The 17,030-nt window shown below is 69.4% G+C and carries 15 protein-coding genes; 5 read left to right on the forward strand and 10 right to left on the reverse strand.

Annotated elements, in window-relative coordinates; all coding sequences use genetic code 11:
• Positions 1 to 9: 9 nt before the first annotated feature.
• The 3 genes from DELCS14_RS16830 to DELCS14_RS16840 form a co-directional block, all read right to left on the reverse strand.
• Complete coding sequence (locus DELCS14_RS16830) at positions 10 to 1,377, reverse strand: efflux RND transporter periplasmic adaptor subunit (RefSeq protein ID WP_013802720.1); 1,368 nt, start codon at positions 1,375 to 1,377, stop codon at positions 10 to 12.
• A gap of 166 nt (positions 1,378 to 1,543) precedes the next feature.
• On the reverse strand, positions 1,544 to 2,968 hold the full coding sequence (locus DELCS14_RS16835) for an MFS transporter (RefSeq protein WP_013802721.1): 1,425 nt from the start codon (positions 2,966 to 2,968) through the stop codon (positions 1,544 to 1,546).
• Positions 2,965 to 4,200, reverse strand: a complete 1,236-nt coding sequence (locus DELCS14_RS16840; protein WP_013802722.1) for a multidrug effflux MFS transporter — start codon at positions 4,198 to 4,200, stop codon at positions 2,965 to 2,967. The genes DELCS14_RS16835 and DELCS14_RS16840 overlap by 4 nt, the downstream gene beginning before the upstream one ends.
• 244 nt (positions 4,201 to 4,444) lie before the next feature.
• On the opposite strand from DELCS14_RS16840, the gene DELCS14_RS16845 reads away from it, so the two are divergent.
• On the forward strand, positions 4,445 to 5,155 hold the full coding sequence (locus DELCS14_RS16845; protein WP_013802723.1) for a DUF1566 domain-containing protein: 711 nt from the start codon (positions 4,445 to 4,447) through the stop codon (positions 5,153 to 5,155).
• 3 nt (positions 5,156 to 5,158) lie between these two features.
• On the opposite strand, the gene DELCS14_RS16850 is transcribed toward DELCS14_RS16845, so the two are convergent.
• The 5 genes from DELCS14_RS16850 to DELCS14_RS16870 all read right to left on the reverse strand — a co-directional run bounded on the left by DELCS14_RS16850 (position 5,159) and on the right by DELCS14_RS16870 (position 9,397).
• Complete coding sequence (locus DELCS14_RS16850; protein ID WP_013802724.1) at positions 5,159 to 6,064, reverse strand: SDR family oxidoreductase; 906 nt, start codon at positions 6,062 to 6,064, stop codon at positions 5,159 to 5,161.
• Between the two features lie 28 nt (positions 6,065 to 6,092).
• Entirely contained in the window at positions 6,093 to 7,109 is a 1,017-nt protein-coding gene (locus DELCS14_RS16855) for an NADP-dependent oxidoreductase (RefSeq protein ID WP_013802725.1), read from the reverse strand.
• A gap of 98 nt (positions 7,110 to 7,207) precedes the next feature.
• Positions 7,208 to 7,630 (reverse strand): PaaI family thioesterase, encoded by a 423-nt coding sequence (locus tag DELCS14_RS16860; protein WP_013802726.1) that lies wholly within the window; start codon positions 7,628 to 7,630, stop codon positions 7,208 to 7,210.
• A 118-nt stretch (positions 7,631 to 7,748) separates the two neighbouring features.
• A complete protein-coding gene (locus DELCS14_RS16865; protein ID WP_012205198.1) occupies positions 7,749 to 8,540 on the reverse strand; it encodes an SDR family oxidoreductase in 792 nt (263 codons plus the stop codon).
• 137 nt (positions 8,541 to 8,677) lie between these two features.
• Positions 8,678 to 9,397 carry an MGMT family protein gene (locus DELCS14_RS16870; RefSeq protein ID WP_043796238.1) on the reverse strand — a complete coding sequence of 240 codons (720 nt, stop codon included), beginning with the start codon at positions 9,395 to 9,397 and terminating at the stop codon, positions 8,678 to 8,680.
• A gap of 164 nt (positions 9,398 to 9,561) precedes the next feature.
• Here DELCS14_RS16870 and DELCS14_RS16875 point away from each other — a divergent pair, with 164 nt between their 5' ends.
• Both DELCS14_RS16875 and DELCS14_RS16880 read left to right on the forward strand, forming a co-directional pair.
• Positions 9,562 to 9,876 carry a hypothetical protein gene (locus DELCS14_RS16875; RefSeq protein WP_013802728.1) on the forward strand — a complete coding sequence of 105 codons (315 nt, stop codon included), beginning with the start codon at positions 9,562 to 9,564 and terminating at the stop codon, positions 9,874 to 9,876.
• 176 nt (positions 9,877 to 10,052) lie between these two features.
• Entirely contained in the window at positions 10,053 to 11,012 is a 960-nt protein-coding gene (locus DELCS14_RS16880; RefSeq protein ID WP_013802729.1) for a class I SAM-dependent methyltransferase, read from the forward strand.
• Here the strand turns inward: DELCS14_RS16880 and eno are convergent.
• The gene (gene eno / locus DELCS14_RS16885; RefSeq protein WP_013802730.1) at positions 10,967 to 12,292 is read right to left on the reverse strand and encodes a phosphopyruvate hydratase; all 1,326 of its coding nucleotides are present in this window, start codon (positions 12,290 to 12,292) and stop codon (positions 10,967 to 10,969) included. The genes DELCS14_RS16880 and eno overlap by 46 nt on opposite strands.
• A gap of 105 nt (positions 12,293 to 12,397) precedes the next feature.
• Here eno and DELCS14_RS16890 point away from each other — a divergent pair, with 105 nt between their 5' ends.
• Positions 12,398 to 13,315 (forward strand): LysR substrate-binding domain-containing protein, encoded by a 918-nt coding sequence (locus DELCS14_RS16890; RefSeq protein WP_013802731.1) that lies wholly within the window; start codon positions 12,398 to 12,400, stop codon positions 13,313 to 13,315.
• Between the two features lie 10 nt (positions 13,316 to 13,325).
• Here DELCS14_RS16890 and DELCS14_RS16895 read toward each other — a convergent pair whose 3' ends face one another.
• Positions 13,326 to 14,492, reverse strand: coding sequence for a helix-turn-helix domain-containing protein (locus DELCS14_RS16895; RefSeq protein WP_228676775.1), 1,167 nt, complete (start codon positions 14,490 to 14,492; stop codon positions 13,326 to 13,328).
• A 125-nt stretch (positions 14,493 to 14,617) separates the two neighbouring features.
• Between DELCS14_RS16895 and DELCS14_RS16900 the strand changes: the two genes are divergently transcribed.
• Positions 14,618 to 16,837 (forward strand): TonB-dependent receptor, encoded by a 2,220-nt coding sequence (locus DELCS14_RS16900; protein ID WP_013802733.1) that lies wholly within the window; start codon positions 14,618 to 14,620, stop codon positions 16,835 to 16,837.
• The last annotated feature ends 193 nt before the right edge of the window (positions 16,838 to 17,030 follow it).

Genomic DNA, 17,030 nt, shown 5'->3' on the forward strand with positions numbered 1-17,030 from the left:
TCCTGCGGCTTAGCCGGCGGCCGGAGCAGGAGCCGCTGCCGGTGCTGGTGCAGGAGCTGTAGCAGGCGCCTTGTCCGCAGCGCCAGGTGCTGCCGGCCCTTCGGCCGGCTTGCCCTTGCGGGCCTGAGCCTTGGCGCGCAGGTCCACCTCCACGGCGCGCACCTTGTCGCCGGGCTTGATGCGCTGGAAGCCATCGACCACGACGCGTTCGCCGGCCGACAGGCCGTCCTGCAGCAGCCACATGTTGCCCACGGCGCGGTCGATGTTCACGGGCCGGCGCTCGATCACGTCGTCGGCCTTGGCCACCAGCACGCTGGCCTTGCCGGTCAGGTCGCGCGTCACCGACTGCTGGGGCACCAGCAGCGCCTCGGGCGCCAGGCCCGTGGGCAGCAGAGCCTGCACATACATGCCGGGCATGAGAACGCCCTGCGGGTTGGGCACCACGGCGCGCAGCGTCACGCTGCCCGTGGTGGCATTGACGATCACGCCGGCAAACTGCAGCTTGCCCTGGTGGCTGTAGTCCGTGCCATCGTCCAGGCGGATGCGCACGGCCACCTTGTCGCCCTCCACCTTCTGGAAGCGGCCGGCATCCCAGTCGCGCTTGAGCTGCAGCAGCTCGCTGGTGGACTGGGTGAAGTCCACATACATGGGGTCCAGCTGCACGATGGAGGTCAGCGCCTCGGTCTGGTTGGCGGTGACCAGCGCGCCCGGAGTCACGGTGGACAGGCTGATGCGCCCGCTGATGGGCGCCTCGATGCGGCTGTACTTGAGGTTGATGCGCGCGGTCTCCAGATTGGCCTTGGCCACAGCCACGTCAGAGCGCGACTGAGCGGCAGCGGCCTGGCTTTCTTCAAACGCCTGCTGGCTGATGGCATCGATCTTGACCAGCTCGGCATTGCGCCGCGCTGTGGCCTCCAGCGTGCGGGCGCTGGCCTCGGACTTGGCCACGGCCGCCTGGGCGCTGGCCTCGGTGGCGCGCAGCGAGGCCGCGTCGATCTGGTAGAGCTGCTGGCCCTGGCGCACCAGGGCGCCCTCGGTGAACAAGCGCTTTTGCACGATGCCCGATACCTGGGGCCGCACCTCGGCGGTCAGCGAGGCGCGCGTGCGGCCCGGCAGCGTGGCGTCCAGCTGCTGGCTCTGCTTTTGCAGCGTGACCACGCCCACCTCGGTCGCGGCCTTGGCCGTGGCGGCAGGTGCGGCATCCTTCTTGGAGCAGGCCGCAAGGCTTGCGGCCAGCGCCAGTGCGCACAGCACGGCGGTGCCGATGCGCCGGCCGCCGGCCGGCGAGGCGGAAGCTTGTACGTGCCCTGCGCCGGGCTGGGAATCGGAAGGCGCCGCAAGGCGCGGGCTCGGCGAAAAGGGCACGTCAAAAATCATGGGAGCAGCGAAGTCGTTGGGGGCATCGCACGATTGTGCAGTGCCCATATTTCTTGTTTGTAAAGCGGATGGCATGCCACCGAAATCTCCTGGCAAGTCCATCCAGGATGATGCATGTGTCGGAGCACGCCGACACATGCAAGTTCAATGCCATTTACGGGCCTGTTCAGTGCTTAGGCACAGGTGCCGTGCGCACGCGCAGCAGGCTGAACACGCCCGCCATGGCCGCAAAGCAGCCCGCCACGGCCAGGGCCACGATTTCGGCATGGCCACCATGCCCGCCCGCGAAGGTGAAGATGGTGGCCAGCACCACGGCGCCCAGGGTCTGCCCCGTGAGCCGCGCCGAACTCAGCATGCCGCCGGCCGCGCCGCTGCGCGCCAGAGGCGCCGTGGTCACGATGGTGTGGTTGTTGGGCGACTGGTACAGCGCAAAGCCGCTGCCCGCCAGCAGCATGCGCCAGACCATGTCCAAGGTCGAAGGCGCATCGGGCATGGCCGCCAGCGCCCACAGCCCGCAGGCGAACATGGCCATGCCGATGCCGCCCAGCAGCCCGTCTGCATAGCGGCCGATGAGCCGGCCCGCGATGGGCGCCGTCAGCACCGTGGCCAGCGGCCAGGCCGTGATCAGCAGCCCGGCCTCGATGGGCGACATGCCGTGCGACTCCAGCAGCAGGAACGGCAGCGCCAGGTAGGCCAGCATCTGCGCGCAAAAGGCGCTGACCGATCCGCACATGGACAGCGCAAACACCGGAATGCGCAGCAGGTCCACCGGCAGCAGCGGCGCGGGCAGGCGCCACTGGCGGCGCACATACCAGGCGCCCACCAGCAGGCCCGCGCCCAGCAGCCACCAGCCCGAAGGCAGGGAAGAATCGGCACCGCCGGCGCGCACGCCCAGCTGCTCGCCGCCCAGGAAGATCAGGCTGAACATGAGGATGTTGAGCAGCACATCCAGCGGCGACAGCCGCGCCCCTGCATGGCCGGCCACGGCATTGGCAGGCAGCGCGCGGCGCCCCAGCCACAGCGTGAACAGGCCCAGCGGCAGATTGGCCGCAAACAGCCAGGGCCAGCTGGCCACCGACAGAATCGCCGCCGCCACCGAGGGCCCGGCCATGGATGCCGTCGCCACCACCAGCGAATTCACGGCCATGCCCCGCCCCAGCAGGGCACGCGGATAGATCAGCCGCACCAGGGCGGCGTTGACGCTCATCACACCCGCAGCGCCCAGGCCCTGCAGCGCACGCGCCGCCACCAGCGTGGGCAGCGACGTGGCCAGCATGGCCGCCAGCGAGGCCACGGAAAACACCAGCATGCCCACCAGATACACACGGCGGTAGCCCAGGCGTTCGCCCAGGGCCGCCAGCGGCAGCAGCAACACCAGGCTGGCAAGCTGGTAGGAATTGACCACCCACAGCGTATGGGCCGAGCTGGCCTGCAGCTCGCGCGCCATGGCCGGCAGTGCCAGATTGACCAGGGTGCTGTCCAGCACCGACAGCGTCAGCCCCAGGATGATGACCAGCATCGCCTGGCCGCGAGGGCCTGACGGAAGTCCATCGTGGACAGGCGCAGCCTCTGCCGCGGGTGCCAGGCTCATGAATGGTCCTTTGCGCCCACGCGATGGGCACGCGCACCGCCCAGCGTGATCCAGGCCAGGGCCACACCGATCAGCGCGCCCGTTGCCATGCCCACCACCATGGGCAGGGGCTTGCCCGTGGAAAACAGGCCCACGATCTGCATGGCCGCGGCGCCCGACAGCATCTGCAGCGTGCCCAGCAGCGCCGAGGCCGTGCCGGCAATGGCGCCGTGCTCCTCCAGCGCCAGCACCGAGGTCGTCGGAATCACCAGCCCCATCAGCGCGCTGGCCACGAAGTACAGGCCGATCAGCACGGCCAGCCGCTCACCGCCCAGCAGGTAGTACGACAGCAGCGACAGCATCACCAGGCCCGAGCCGGTGGCCGCCACCTTGACCACGCGCACCAGCCCGAAGCGCTGGCCCAGCCAGCCCGTGAACTGCGCCGCGCCGATGAAGGCGATGGCGTTCAGCCCGAAGGCCAGGCTGTACTGGGTGGAGCTCAGTCCGTAGTAATTGATCAGCACAAAGGGGGAGCCAGCCAGGTAGACGAAAAAGCCAGCCATGGCGCAGCCGCCGATGAAGACCAGGCCCAGGTAATGCCAGTCGCGCAGCAGCACGCCGTAGGCGCGCAGTGCGCCGGCCACGCTGCTGTCCAGCCGCGCGGCGGCCCCGCGCGTTTCCTTCAGGCCCATGAACACGGCCACCAGGCCGATCACGGCCGCCACGGCCACGGCCCAGAACACGCCGCGCCAGCTGCTGACGGCGATCACGCCGCTGCCGGCCAGCGGCGCCAGGATGGGAGAGACGCTGAACACCAGCATCAGCAGCGACATCATGCGGGCCGCCGCGTGGCCGGTGTGCAGGTCACGCACCACGGCGCGCGGCACGGCCATGCCGGCGGCCGCGCCCAGGCCCTGGATGAAGCGCAGCACCACCAGCGTCTCGATGCTGGTGGCCATGGCGCAGCCCACGCTGGCCAGCGCGAACACGGTCAGGCCGAAGTACAGCGGCGGCTTGCGCCCCACCATGTCCGAGACCGGCCCGTACAGCAGCTGGCCCACGCCCAGCGAGAGGAAGAAGGCCGTCAGGCTGGCCTGCACCGCGCCCACCTGGGCGCCCAGGCTGCTGCCGATCTGGGGCAGCGCGGGCAGGTACATGTCGATGGCAAACGGACCGATGGCCGAGAGCAGGCCCAGGATCAGCACCAGGCGCAGTGTGTGGGAATCAGGGGAAGCGGGAGAAGAGGAAGGCATAGACGCAGACATAGACGCGCCATTGTGGCGGCAAGCGCGCGGGGCTGCAGGAGGCTGCTCACATTTCCTGGGCATGCAGCCCCGCGCACCTGGCGGTGGCGGCTTGCCGTGGCACAAATTCAGAAGCCCGCAATCCTGTTACGCTCTGAAACGAGATTGCCACCCGAGAGGCCAACCCACCTTTTCATCGCTGCAACTGCCATCGCCATCGCCATCGCCATCGCCATCGCCACTGCAACACACCATGCGCCCATCCCTGCCTTCCCTTCCACCGGCCCTGAATGCATTGCCAGGGCCCCTGCTCGCCGCCCTGCTGCTGGGTGTCTGCACGCTGGGTTCTGCCCAGGCAGCGCAGCGAGAGACACAGCAGGAGGCACAGCGCGGCCCCAGGCCCGGCGCCGCTCCTGTGCTGGAAGTATCCGAAGACGGTCGCGACGTGATCGACCGGCGCGCCCGCCTGCTGTGGCCGCGCTGCGTGGAAGGCATGCAGTGGAATGGCAAGACCTGCACGGGCCTGCCGGAGCTGTTCACGCACAAGCAGGCGCAGGCCCTGGCCGCCGAACGGGCCAAGCAGGACGGCGTGCGCTGGCGCCTGCCGCGCGTCAACGAGATGCGCCGGCTGATCTCGCGCGATATACGGCCGCAAGGCCTGTCGCCCGAGCTGTTTCCGGGCGCGCCGCGCGGCTGGCACTGGACGGGCACGGCAGCGGTCAACGCGCGGCCCGTCAATCCCTACAACTACAGCAACATCTCGGGCAGCGCCGGTACGCAGCTGTCGGCCCAGCAGGCCTGGGCGATTGACCTCGACAGCCTGGAGACGCGGCCCGACATGGGGCGCGGCAACCAGCTCATGGTGCGGCTGGTGCGGCCCCTGCCCTCCGCGCCGCCCGATGAAAAGGCCGAGGCTCCCGCCAAGCCAGCCCCCCACAGGCCGGACCCGGACGAGGAGGACTGACGCTCAGGCCGCGCGCAGCGAGGCCTTCAAGCTGGCGCCCAGTTCGGGCTTGTGCGCGAACGGGTCGGTGGGATTGCGCCCCTGCACCACATCTTCCATGCGGGTCTGGACCGAGCCCAGGGCCTGCGGATGGCTGTAGATGTAGAACTGGTTGGCCGCAATGGCGTCGAAGACCTTCTGCGCCACATCGGGGGCCGTGACCTTGCCCGAGCCCACGGCCTTCTCGCTCATGGCCTGGCCGATCTTCTGGCTGGCCGTCAGCGGCTGGGCGGCCAGATGGCTGGGCCGGTTGCGCTCGCTGTGGCTGATGCCCGTGGGAACGAAGAAGGGGCACAGCACGCTGGCGCTGATCTGGTCGGAGACCAGGGCCAGGTCCTGGTAGAGCGTCTCGGTCAGGCTCACCACGGCATGCTTGCTGACGTTGTAGATGCCCATATTGGGCGGCGCCAGCAGGCCGGCCATGCTGGCCGTGTTGACGATGTGGCCCTCGAAGGACGGGTCGGCCTTGGCCGCCTCCAGCATCATGGGCGTGAACAGCCGCACGCCGTGGATCACGCCCCAGAGGTTGACGCCCAGCACCCACTGCCAATCTTCCAGCGTGTTCTCCCAGACCAGCCCGCCCGCGCCCACGCCTGCGTTGTTGAACACGAAGTGCGGCGCGCCGAACTGCTGGCGCACCTCATCGGCCAGGGCCTGCATCTGGGCTGCGTCGGACACATCCACGCGGCGTGCCAGCACGCGCACGCCCTGCCCTTCGAACTCGGCGGCGGCCCTGTCCAGCGCCTCCTGCTGCACATCGACCAGCACCAGGTTCATGCCCAGCTTCGCGCCAATGCGCGCGCACTCCAGGCCGAAGCCCGAGCCTGCGCCCGTCAGCACCGCCGTCTTGCCCTTGAAGTTCTTGATCATTCCCTTGTCTCCTGGTTTTTGTGGTGGTTCAGATCAATTTGACGAGTTGCTTTCCGAAGTTCTTGCCCTTGAGCAGACCCAGGAAAGCGGAAGGTGCGGAAGCAATGCCTTCGGCAATGCTCTCGCGCGGGCGCAGCTTGCCGGTGCCCACCAGGCGGCCCAGTTCCTGCAGCGCCTCGGGCCAGACTTCCATGTGCTCGCTGACGATGAAGCCTTCTATGCGGATGCGGTTGATCAGGATGAGCGCGGGATTGGTCATGGGCAGCGGCGTGCCGTCGTAGCCGGCGATCATTCCGCACAGCGCGATGCGCGCAAAGGCGTTGGTGCGCAGCAGCACGGCGTCGAGGATGTAGCCGCCCACGTTCTCGAAGTAGCCGTCGATGCCCTGCGGGCAGGCGTCCTTGAGCGCCTTGGCCATGGTCTTGGTGTCGGGGTGCTCGCGGTAGTCGATGCAGGCGTCGAAGCCCAGCTCCTCGGTGGCGTAGCGGCACTTCTCGGGGCCGCCCGCAATGCCCACCACGCGGCAGCCGCGTGCCTTGGCCAGGGCCGCGAAGGCGCTGCCCACGGCGCCCGTGGCGGCGCTGACCACCACGGTCTCACCGGCCTTGGGGGCGATGATCTTGACCAGGCCGTACCAGGCCGTCACGCCGGGCATGCCCACGGCGCCCAGGTAGTGCGACAGCGGCACATGGGTGGTGTCCACCTTGCGCAGCATGCCGGGCGCATCGCCATCGACCACGCTGTATTCCTGCCAGCCGCCCATGCCCACGACCTTGTCGCCAACGGCAAACTTGGGATGACGGCTTTCCACCACCTCGCCCACGGTGCCGCCGATCATCACCTCGCCCAGCGGCTGCGGCTGGGCGTAGCTCTTGCTGTCATTCATGCGGCCGCGCATGTAGGGGTCCAGGCTCAGGTAGTGGTGGCGCACCAGCACCTGGCCTTCGGCCAGCGCGGGGGTCTCGGTCTTGGCAAGGCGGAAATTGCTTTCCACGGCTTCGCCCTCGGGGCGGTTGTCGAGCAGGATCTGCTGGTTCACGGGCATGGGAAAACCTCCGGTGGCATCACAAACAATGGAACCAGTTCCCGGGGCTGCCGGGGCTGGCGTGTGGCATTGGGTATCTGGCAGATTCGCCGTGCGGATCAGTCCGTGGCGAGGGTTGTCTCGGCGGCGGCCGGCTTGGCCACGCGCGGCATGTACTTGAACGTTCCGGTCGCATGGCTGCACAGCCGGCCCGAGGCATCGAACACGCGCGCCTCGGTATAGGCCATGGAACGCGTGCGGTGCAGCACCACGCCCTTGGCCACCAGGGGGCCGCGCGCCGGCTGCATGAAACTGGTCTTCATCTCGATGGTCACGCAGCCCATGTCGCGCTGCAGGCTGCGCGCGGCAACGGCCATGGTCACGTCCAGCAGGGTCATGGTGGCGCCGCCGTGGGTCACGTCAAAGGTGTTCAGGTGCTCGGGACGCGCCTCGAAGCGCAGTTCGGACTCCCCGTCCTCCATGTGGTGCAGGGTGAAACCCAGGTGGTCGACGAAGGGGATGGGGTGGCCAAAATCCAGCACGAAATTCTCCAGTTCAGATCGCAATGCAGGCGAGCATAAGGGCGCCGGCAGGCGCCACCGCGCGCGGCGGCCCGATCTGCGGGAAAAACTGTCACCTCGGCAGCAGCGCCGCTGCGGCTCAACCGCCCACCAGGGCGCTGACGCCGCCGTCCACGGCCACCCACTGGCCCGTGATGTGCTTGCCCGCGTCGCTGGCGTACAGCAGGGTCAGGCCCTTGAGGTCCTCGTCGTCGCCCAGGCGGCGCAGCGGGGCGTGGGATTTCATTTCATCCTCGCCCAGGGTCTCGATCAGCACGCTGGCCATCTTGGTCTTGAAGAAGCCCGGGCAGATGGCGTTGACGTTGATGCCGTGCACGCCCCACTCGCCGGCCAGAGCGCGCGTGAAGTTGATGACCGCGCCCTTGGAGGTGTTGTAGGCAATGGTCTTCATGCCCAGCGGGTTGCCGCCCAGCCCTGCGATGGAGGCCAGGTTGATGATGCGCCCGGTCTTGCGCGGGATCATGCTGCGCCGCGCGATCTGCTGGCTCAGCAGGAAGTAGCCGCGCACGTTGAGGTTCATCACCTTGTCCCAGGCGGCCACCGGGTGCTCCTCGGCCGGCGCGCCCCAGCTGGCGCCTGCGTTGTTGATGAGGATGTCCACCTGGCCCAGGCGCTCCAGGGTCTCGGCGGCCAGGCGCTCGATGTCGGCCTCGTTGGCGCAGTCGGCGGCGATCCAGCGGGCGTCGATGCCTGCGGCCTGCAGCTCGGCAGCGGCTTCCTCCAGGTCGGCGGCCTTGCGCGAACTCAGCATGATCCTGGCGCCCGCCTCGCCCAGCGCATGGGCCATTTGCAGGCCCAGGCCGCGCGAGCCGCCGGTCACCAGGGCCGTCTTGCCGGTGAGGTCGAAAAGTTGCTGCACATTGCGAGTCATTCGTCTGTCTCCTGCGCCGGGTCTTGTGTTCCGGTCATGGTTGGAATGGAGGGCGGCCATCCCCAAGCGGAACAGCCTGCAGCGGCGATTGTGCAAGCCGCCTTGCCGTGCCGCATGTCACATGCGTGTCCGGCCCGTCAATCCCCGAACAACGAGCGCGTGCCACCCCAGGCCGCACCCTCGATCTCCAGCATGCGCAGCTTGGTCAGCGCGCCGCCGCCGCCCGAAAAACCGCCCGGCTGGGCGCCGGCAGCCAGCACGCGGTGGCAGGGAATCACGGGCGCAAAAGGGTTGAGGCCCAGCGCCTGCCCCACGGCGCGCGAAAGGCCCACCTCGCCCAACTCGCGCGCCATCTCGCCATAGGTGCGCGTATGGCCGGGTGCAATGGCGCGCGTCAGGTCATAGACGCGGCGGTGAAAGTCCGACACGCCGTGCCAGTCCAGCGCCAGCCCGGCCAGATCCGGCAGTGCCTCGCCTGCGGGCAGCATGCGCCGTGATCGCAGATCGGGCAGCACCGGGCCGTCACGCAACTGCTGTGCGCTGGGCGCGGAAGGCTCCACAGTCCATTCGCCATGGCCCGCCATGAGCACCTGCACGCCGGCGATGGCCTGTGCCACGCTGGCCGGCAGGTCCTCGGCCCGCGCCGCTGCAGCGTAGCTGCCCGGTCTGCGCAATTGCACGCCGCGCAGCATGCGCGTGCGCGTGGCGGCCGGGCCGTCCACCTCGGGCAACTGAAAGGCCACCAGGCCGCAGGCGCCCCAGGCCACGCCGCAGGGCCCCACGCGCGTGGCAAACAGCGCGTGGCCCGTGGCTTCGGGGTCCCAGGCCGGGCTGCCCGTGGTCGATTCGTTCTTCATGGCGATGGTTTTCTCCTTGCAGGCGATTGTGGCCGCATGGCTGCAGCCGCTGCCCGGCAGCGACCCCACAGGGATAACACTGTAAAAAAACACCGGAAAAATACTGGATGTGTAGCCAGTTAATACTGTATATTTCGCCAGTCATCATCCTCATCTCGTGAACCATGGACATGCAAGAAGCCGCCTTCACCGTCACCTTGTGTGACTACCCCAACCTGCCCGAGCAGGAACGCAACAAGGCCGAGGCACGCTATGCCCGCGTGCTCGAACGCCAGCTCGGCAGCGCCGAGCAGGTCAGTGAAACCCTGTACCTGGTAGAGGGCCTGGAAGACACGCCCCCTGAAGAAATCAGCGACGACGCCAAGCTCGCCTTCGCCCGCTGGATGAAGGCTGCGCGCGCCGCCACCGAGGCCGGCATGCAGGGCCTGGGCGACGGCGAATGCAGCTTCTTCGAGGTGCGGCGCGGCTGGCGGCATTGAGCCTGCCCACAGCACCGCTGAATGGGGCCTGAAACCAGGTTTGCCCGGGTTTGCCTGGGCTGGGCCCCAAACTGCATACACTGGCAGACCTTTTCGTCGACCCCTGCCTGGAACCATACGGTCCCATATGGTTCCACCCGGCACACCCGGCGCCCCTGCCAGATCCAGCCTCTCCCATGCAAGCCCTGCTCGACGCCATCGCCCGGATGGCCCTGCCCTCCGACGCCCAACGCATCTTCCACGGCCGTGGCGGCCTGTACCCGGGCTGCGAGCATCTGGTGCTCGACGCCTTCCCGCCCGTGCTGGTGCTCACCAGCTTCCAGCCGCTGGACGATGATGCCCTGGCCGCCATCGGCACAGCGCTGTCACTGCGCTGGAGCGAACTGGCACCGGACCAGCCCCTGAACTGGGTCTACCAGCTGCGCCAGCCCGCCGCGCCCGCCGAAACGCGGCTCATGGCCGGTGAGGTGCCTGACCCCCACATCGTCACCGAAGCCGGCACGCGCTACCGCGTGCAGGTGCTGCGCGGCCAGAACCACGGCCTGTTCCTGGACATGGCCGAAGGCCGGCGCTGGGTGCACGCGCATGTCGCCAACCATCCCGAGCACCGCCACGGCATCAAGGTGCTCAACCTGTTCGCCTATACCTGCGCCTTTTCGGTGGTGGCCCTGCAGGCCGGGGCGCGCCATGTGATGAACATGGACATGGCCCAGGGCGCGCTGGCCACGGGCCAGCAGAACCACCGGCTCAACGATCTGTCGGGCGCCAGCTTCCTGGCCCACGACATCTTCAGCAGCTGGGGCAAGATCACGCGCGGCGGGCCGTACCACCTGATCGTGGTGGACCCGCCCAGCTACCAGAAGGGCAGCTTCGTCGCCACCAAGGACTATGCCCGCCTGATGCGCCGCCTGCCCGACCTGCTGCGCCCAGGCGGCCATGTGCTGCTGTGCCTGAACGCGCCGGAGATGGGTACGCAGTTCCTGACATCGCAGATGCAGGAAGTGGCGCCCGAGCTGGAGTTCGTCGAGCGCCTGGCCAACCCGGCCACCTTCGCCGACATCGACGCCGAGCGCAGCCTCAAGGTGCTGGTCTACAGGGCGCCCGCAACAACCGCAGCGGCCGACACGGCTTCCTGACCCGCCCGGCCCTTGAGCGCGCGGCGCCCCGCATAGACGGCGGCCGGGCCCAGTTCGCGCTCGATGCGCAGCAGCCGGTTGTACTTTGCCGTGCGGTCGGCGCGCGACAGCGAGCCGGTCTTGATCATGGCGCACTGGGCCGCCACGGCCAGGTCGGCAATGCTGGTGTCCTCGGTCTCGCCCGAGCGGTGCGACATCACCACGCCGTAGCCCGCGCCATGCGCCAGGCGCAGCACGTCCCAGGTCTCGGTCAGCGTGCCGATCTGGTTGATCTTGACCAGGATGGCGTTGCCCACGCCCCGGGCAATGCCGCCCTCGAACAGGCCGGGGTTCGTGCAGAACACATCGTCGCCCACCAGCTGGCAGCGTCCGCCCAGGCGCCGGCCCAGGGCCTGCCAGCCCTCGATATCGTCCTCGGCCATGCCGTCCTCGATGGAGACGATGGGGTAGTGCTCCACCAGTTGCGCCAGGTAGTCCACCTGCTGCTGGCGGCTGCGCACCAGGCCCTCGCCCGCGTAGCGGTAGCCGTCCTCGCCATGGAATTCGCTGGCGGCCGGATCCAGCGCCAGGGCGATGTCCCTGCCGGGGCGCAGGCCGGCCCGCTCGATGGCGGCCATCAGGTGGTCCAGCGCCTCGGGCGCGCTGCGCAGGGCGGGCGCAAAGCCGCCCTCGTCGCCCACGTTGACGCTGTGGCCTGCGGCCTTGAGCGCATGGCGCAGCGTGTGAAAGACCTCGGCGCCCATGCGCAGCGCCTCTCCGAAGCTGTCCGCCCCCACCGGCAGCAGCATGAACTCCTGGAAGTCCAGCGGATTGTCGGCATGGGCGCCGCCGTTGATGACATTGATCATGGGCACGGGCAGCACGCGCGCCTGGGCGCCGCCCATGTGCCGCCACAGCGGCATGCGCTGGCTGGCCGCCGCCGCGCGCGCCACGGCCAGCGACACGCCCAGCAGCGCGTTGGCGCCCAGCCGGCTTTTGCCGGGCGTGCCGTCCAGCGCCATCATGGCCGTGTCGATGCGGCCCTGGGCGTCGGCCCGCATGCCGCGCAGCAAATCGCGCAGCTCGGTGTTGACGGCCTGCACCGCCCCCAGCACGCCCTTGCCCAGATGGCGCGAGGCATCGCCGTCGCGCCGCTCCAGCGCCTCGTGCCGCCCCGTGGAAGCGCCCGAGGGCACCAGGGCCAGGCCGCGCGCGCCGTCCTCCAGCTCGACCTCGACCTCCACGGTGGGGTGGCCCCGGCTGTCCAGCGCCTCATGGGCCGCGATATCGGTGATCTGCATGGAAACTCCTTTTCGTCAAGAAATTGAACTGCGCAAAGGAGCAGGCAAGCCTGCACAACTCCCATGAACAGGCCTCCATGCTAGAAATCACGGCAATGCGGGACAATGCAGTTTTTCTGCCCATGCGTCAGCTTTTCTGACGAATTGATTGCCATGAGACAACTGCCACCGCTGGCCGCCCTGCGCGCCTTCGAGGCCATTGCCCGCACCGGCTCGGTGACACGCGCGGCCGAGGAACTGTGCCGCAGCCACGGCGCCATCAGCCGCCACCTGCGCCTGCTGCAGGAGCACGCGGGCGCGGCGCTGTTCGAGAAAGAAGGCACGGGCCTGCGCCTGACCGAGGCGGGCGCCGCCTTCCATGCCTCGGTGCGCACGGCCTTCGACCAGCTGGAGGCCGCCTATGCCCAGCTGGCGCGCGACAGTCAGGCGCCGGGGCTGCATGTGGCCTGCAGCGCCACCTTTGCCATGCGCTGGCTGGTGCCGCAGCTGGCGGTGTTCTACCGCAGCCACCCGCATATCCGCATCCGCCTGTCCATGACCTCGGCGCGCGAGATGCGCCACGAGGGCGCCGACCTGATCATTGCCTGGGACCTGTCCACCTACGCCGAGGCCGACCGCCGCCGCGCCATCAAACTGGCGCCCGTGCACTTCGGCGCCGTGTGCACGCCGGCCTATGCCCGGCGCCGGCCCGCCAACCGCGCGCGCATTGCACATGAGTACACGGCCAGCGCCTGGAACCAGTGGGAAGCCCTCACGGGCCAGCCCGTGGCCCTGGGCGAGACGCTGGCGTTCCCGCACACACACCTGTGCATAGAGGCGGCACTGTCGGGCCTGGGCGTTGCCCTGGTGGAGCAGCGGCTGATCGCGCGCGAGCTCAAGGAGGGGCTGCTGGTGGCGCCCCATGGCTTCGTGCCCTTCGAGGGCGGCCTGCGCGCCGTGCCAGTTGCAGGGCGTGCGCTGCCGGCACAGGCGGGAGTCTTCATCGAATGGATGCGCGGCGCACTGGCCGCCGTGCCGGCATAGGCCAGACGGCCTAAGCCCTGCCCCATTCGCGCAGGCGCCGGTACAGCAGCCCGCGCGAGACACCCAGCATGCGGGCGGCCTGCGAGATATTGCCCTGGCAGCGGGCCAGGGCCTGCTCGATCAGCTCGCGGCTGGCCTCGCCCAGGGAAGACGGTGCCTCGGACGGCGCCTCGGCGGGCGGTGGCAGGGCCTCGATGGCCGGCAGCACCTCCTCGACCTGGGAAGATGCCTCATCCAGCCTCGCCTCCATCCACAGCGTCAGCCCCGTGGGCAGCATCTGCGGGCGGGCCTGGCCGTGGTGGGCCAGCTCCAGCAACTGGTTCAGGCCCAGGCCGAAGACCTCTTCGGCCGCAAGCCCTTCGGCGGGCCTGCGCGGGCAGTCGAACAACTGGGCACCCACGCCGTTGAACCAGCGCACCATGCCGTCGCCATCCACGGCGGCCAGCCCTTCCAGCGGCGTGCCGAACATGCTGCGGCTGGACTGGAAGCGCAGCAGCAGGTGCATGCGGGCGGCGCCCACCAGCAGCCGGTTCTCGATGCAGGTGGCGTACATGTGGGCCATGGCGCCCGCATCGAAGCGAAAGGGGCCCGCCTCGCTGCTCAGGTCCAGCATGGCCACGGTGCGCCCGCTGGCGTCGCGCACGGGCGCGGCCGCGCAGTGCAGCGAGGCCAGGCAGCGAAAGAAATGCTCGCCGCCACGCACATGGCAGACCTCGCCCGTGCGCACGGCCACGCCGGGTGCGCCCGTGCCCACGGCATCCTCGGCAATGTTCACGCCCACGCGTGCGGCCGTCAGCAGCAGCGGGCCGTCGCCCGGCGTGGGGCGCGAGGCGATCAGCACCACGCCCTCGCTGCAGGTCAGCATGGCGCGCGCCTGGCTGCCCGCGATCACGGTCTCGAGTTCGGCGATGGGGTCGCGCGCCGCCTCGATCAGCGCGCGGTTGTGGGTCAGCAAGGTGGCCGTGCGGATCTTGCTGACCGGGTCGAAGCTGATCTTCTCGTCGGGGCTGCGGCTGGCGCCCAGGCAGCGCGTCCAGGACTGCAGCACGGGCTCGGACACCAGGCCCGAGGGGCGCTCGCCACGCTCGAAATAGCGCTCGCGCGCCAGCGCCACCCGGTCCTGGCGCGTGGCGTAGAAGGGATTCGAGGGCAGTGGGGCGGAAGGCGGCTGTTGCATGACGGACATCAAAACTGCCGCGATTGTTGTTCCGCCACGGCACAGGACAGCACTAGGGAAATCACCCGTGTTGGAACGGATTGCCGGGCTCGGTAACCTCGGGCATCGCCACAGGCCCGCCCGCAATGACACGCTCTCCATACAGCACAAGACACACCCGGCCCGCCCTGTCCACCCTGGGCGCCGCACTGGCCTGTACGCTGCACGCCCTGCCCGCGCTACCCGCCCACGCGGCGGACGCAGCGCAGGACTCCAGCGAGGCCCTGCTCGCCCCCGTGGTCATCACGTCCAGCCAGCCCGGCGCCGGCCCCGACCTGTGGCGTGCCACCGCCGCCATCGACAGCGTGGAAGGCGCCGTGCTGCGAGACGGGCAGATGCAGATCAACCTGTCCGAGAGCCTGGCGCGCGTGCCGGGCCTGGTGGTGCTGAACCGCCAGAACTTCGCACAGGACCTGCAGATCTCGGTGCGCGGCTTCGGTGCGCGCTCCACCTTTGGCGTGCGCGGGCTGCGCCTGTACGTGGACGGCATTCCGGCCGGCGCGCCCGACGGCCAGGGCCAGGCCGCCAATTTCACGCTGGGCAACGCCGCACGCCTGGACGTGGTGCGCGGCCCGGCCGCCGTGCTCTACGGCAACAGCGCAGGCGGCGCACTGCTGCTGTACACCGAAGATGGCGAGGAACCCGGCCTGTGGCGCAGCGGCGTGGCCGTGGGGCCGGACGGGCTGTGGCGCCTGTCCACCCAGCTGCGCGGCACGATCGGTGGCGGAAAGCCGGACCAGGCGGATGGCGGCTCCGCCCCCTGGCGCTATGCCATCCACATCGAGCGCTTCGCCACCGACGGCATGCGCCCCCAGTCGGCCGCCGACCGCAGCACGGCCCACATGAAGCTGTCACGCAAGCAGGGCGACGACCAGTGGCTGCTGCAGTACCAGGAGCAGCGCGCCAGCGCCCAGGACCCGCTGGGCCTGACACGCGCCGAGTTCGAGGCCGACCCCGGCCAGACCACGGCCAGCGCGCTGCGCTTCAATACGCGCAAAAGCGTGCGCCAGCGCCAACTGGGCGCCGCCTGGCAGCACCAGTTCGGCGCTGGCCAGCGCCTGGAACTCATGGCCTATGCGGGTACGCGCTCCGTGCTGCAGTACCAGTCCATTCCCGTGGCCACGCAGGCGCCGCCCTCGCATTCAGGCGGCGTGATCGACCTGGACCGCGACTACGCGGGCATGAACCTGCGCTGGCGCAGCACCCATGAGGACGTGGCCGGCGGCCGGCTGGACTGGTCGGCGGGCCTGGCCTACGACTGGCAGGGCGAAACCCGGCGCGGCTACGAGAACTTCATCGGCAGCCAGCTCGGCGTGCAGGGCCGGCTGCGCCGCGACGAACGCAACCAGGCGCGCTCCGCCGACCCCTACCTGCAGGCCGAGTGGAGCACGCAGAACCTGGGCCTGAGCGCCGGCCTGCGCCAAGCGCGCGTGCGCTACCGCTCCGAGGACCACTACATAGTCGCCGGCAATGGCGACGACAGCGGCAGCATGGCCTGGCGCGGCTGGCTGCCCTCGCTGGGCCTGCGCGTGAACCTGCTGCCGGACCTGGTGGCCCACGCATCGGTGGGCCGGGGCATGGAAACGCCCACGCTCAACGAAGTGGCCTACCGGCCCGGTGGCCAAAATGGCATGAACAGCGGCCTGAACACCGGCCTGGCCGCCAGCGCCCACAACACCGTCGAGGTTGGCCTGCGCGGGCGCCACGGCAACGCGGGCTGGAACCTCACGCTGTTCGAGACCCATACCCAGCGCGAACTCACCGTGCTGTCCAACACGGGCGGGCGCGCCACCTACCAGAACGCAGGCCGCACGCTGCGCCGGGGGCTGGAATTCTCGGGCAATGCCCAGTGGGGGCCGCTCACGGCCAGCACCGCCCTGACCCTGCTGCAGGCCCGCTACCGCGACAGCTTCCTGACCTGCGAGGCCACGCCCTGCACCACGCCCACCGCCCCGGTGGATGCCGGCGCGCGCCTGGCCGGCACCGCGCCGCGCCGCCTGTGGAGCGAGCTGGCCTGGCAGCTGTCGCCGCAATGGACCTGGACCGTGGACATGCTGCACAGCGGCCCCGTGGCCGTGAACGACCGCAACACCGACCGCGCGGCCGGCTACACCGTCTGGGGCTCCAGCCTGCGCTGGTCACGGCAATGGCAGCAGTGGAGCGCCCAGACCTTTGTGCGGCTGGACAACCTGTTCGACCGGCGCTTTGCAGGGTCGGTCATCGTCAACGAGGGCAACCAGCGGTTCTTTGAGCCGGGTGCGGGACGCGGGCTGTCGGCCGGGGTGACGGTCAGCCGGACGTTCTAGGTTTTCATGTATGGGTCGTTGATGCGTTGATTTGCTGATTTATTGAGCTTTCGGGCGATTTTTTGATTCCGCTGCGCGGCGGCTTTCAGAGGCCGGCCGCGCCCGGTATTGGATGTCCCGGCCCTGCCCCTCTGACTGCGCCTGCGTTGAACGGGATGCGGGGTGGCAGCCCTGCCGAAGGACAGGGCTGCTT

The sequence above is a fragment of the Delftia sp. Cs1-4 genome (assembly GCF_000214395.1).
In the GTDB taxonomy this organism is placed as follows: Bacteria; Pseudomonadota; Gammaproteobacteria; order Burkholderiales; family Burkholderiaceae_C; genus Comamonas; species Comamonas acidovorans.

Bases quoted from the DNA above. Each gene is read 5' to 3' on its own strand.
- DELCS14_RS16900 (WP_013802733.1), top strand. From the start codon at position 14,618: ATGACACGCTCTCCATACAGCACAAGACACACCCGGCCCGCCCTGTCC.
- DELCS14_RS16850 (WP_013802724.1), bottom strand. From the start codon at position 6,064: ATGATCAAGAACTTCAAGGGCAAGACGGCGGTGCTGACGGGCGCAGGC.
- DELCS14_RS16845 (WP_013802723.1), top strand. From the start codon at position 4,445: ATGCGCCCATCCCTGCCTTCCCTTCCACCGGCCCTGAATGCATTGCCA.
- DELCS14_RS16855 (WP_013802725.1), bottom strand. From the start codon at position 7,109: ATGCCCGTGAACCAGCAGATCCTGCTCGACAACCGCCCCGAGGGCGAA.
- DELCS14_RS16830 (WP_013802720.1), bottom strand. From the start codon at position 1,377: ATGATTTTTGACGTGCCCTTTTCGCCGAGCCCGCGCCTTGCGGCGCCT.
- DELCS14_RS16840 (WP_013802722.1), bottom strand. From the start codon at position 4,200: ATGCCTTCCTCTTCTCCCGCTTCCCCTGATTCCCACACACTGCGCCTG.
- DELCS14_RS16835 (WP_013802721.1), bottom strand. From the start codon at position 2,968: ATGAGCCTGGCACCCGCGGCAGAGGCTGCGCCTGTCCACGATGGACTT.
- DELCS14_RS16880 (WP_013802729.1), top strand. From the start codon at position 10,053: ATGCAAGCCCTGCTCGACGCCATCGCCCGGATGGCCCTGCCCTCCGAC.
- DELCS14_RS16890 (WP_013802731.1), top strand. From the start codon at position 12,398: ATGCAGTTTTTCTGCCCATGCGTCAGCTTTTCTGACGAATTGATTGCC.
- eno (WP_013802730.1), bottom strand. From the start codon at position 12,292: ATGCAGATCACCGATATCGCGGCCCATGAGGCGCTGGACAGCCGGGGC.
- DELCS14_RS16875 (WP_013802728.1), top strand. From the start codon at position 9,562: ATGGACATGCAAGAAGCCGCCTTCACCGTCACCTTGTGTGACTACCCC.
- DELCS14_RS16865 (WP_012205198.1), bottom strand. From the start codon at position 8,540: ATGACTCGCAATGTGCAGCAACTTTTCGACCTCACCGGCAAGACGGCC.
- DELCS14_RS16895 (WP_228676775.1), bottom strand. From the start codon at position 14,492: ATGCAACAGCCGCCTTCCGCCCCACTGCCCTCGAATCCCTTCTACGCC.
- DELCS14_RS16870 (WP_043796238.1), bottom strand. From the start codon at position 9,397: ATGAAGAACGAATCGACCACGGGCAGCCCGGCCTGGGACCCCGAAGCC.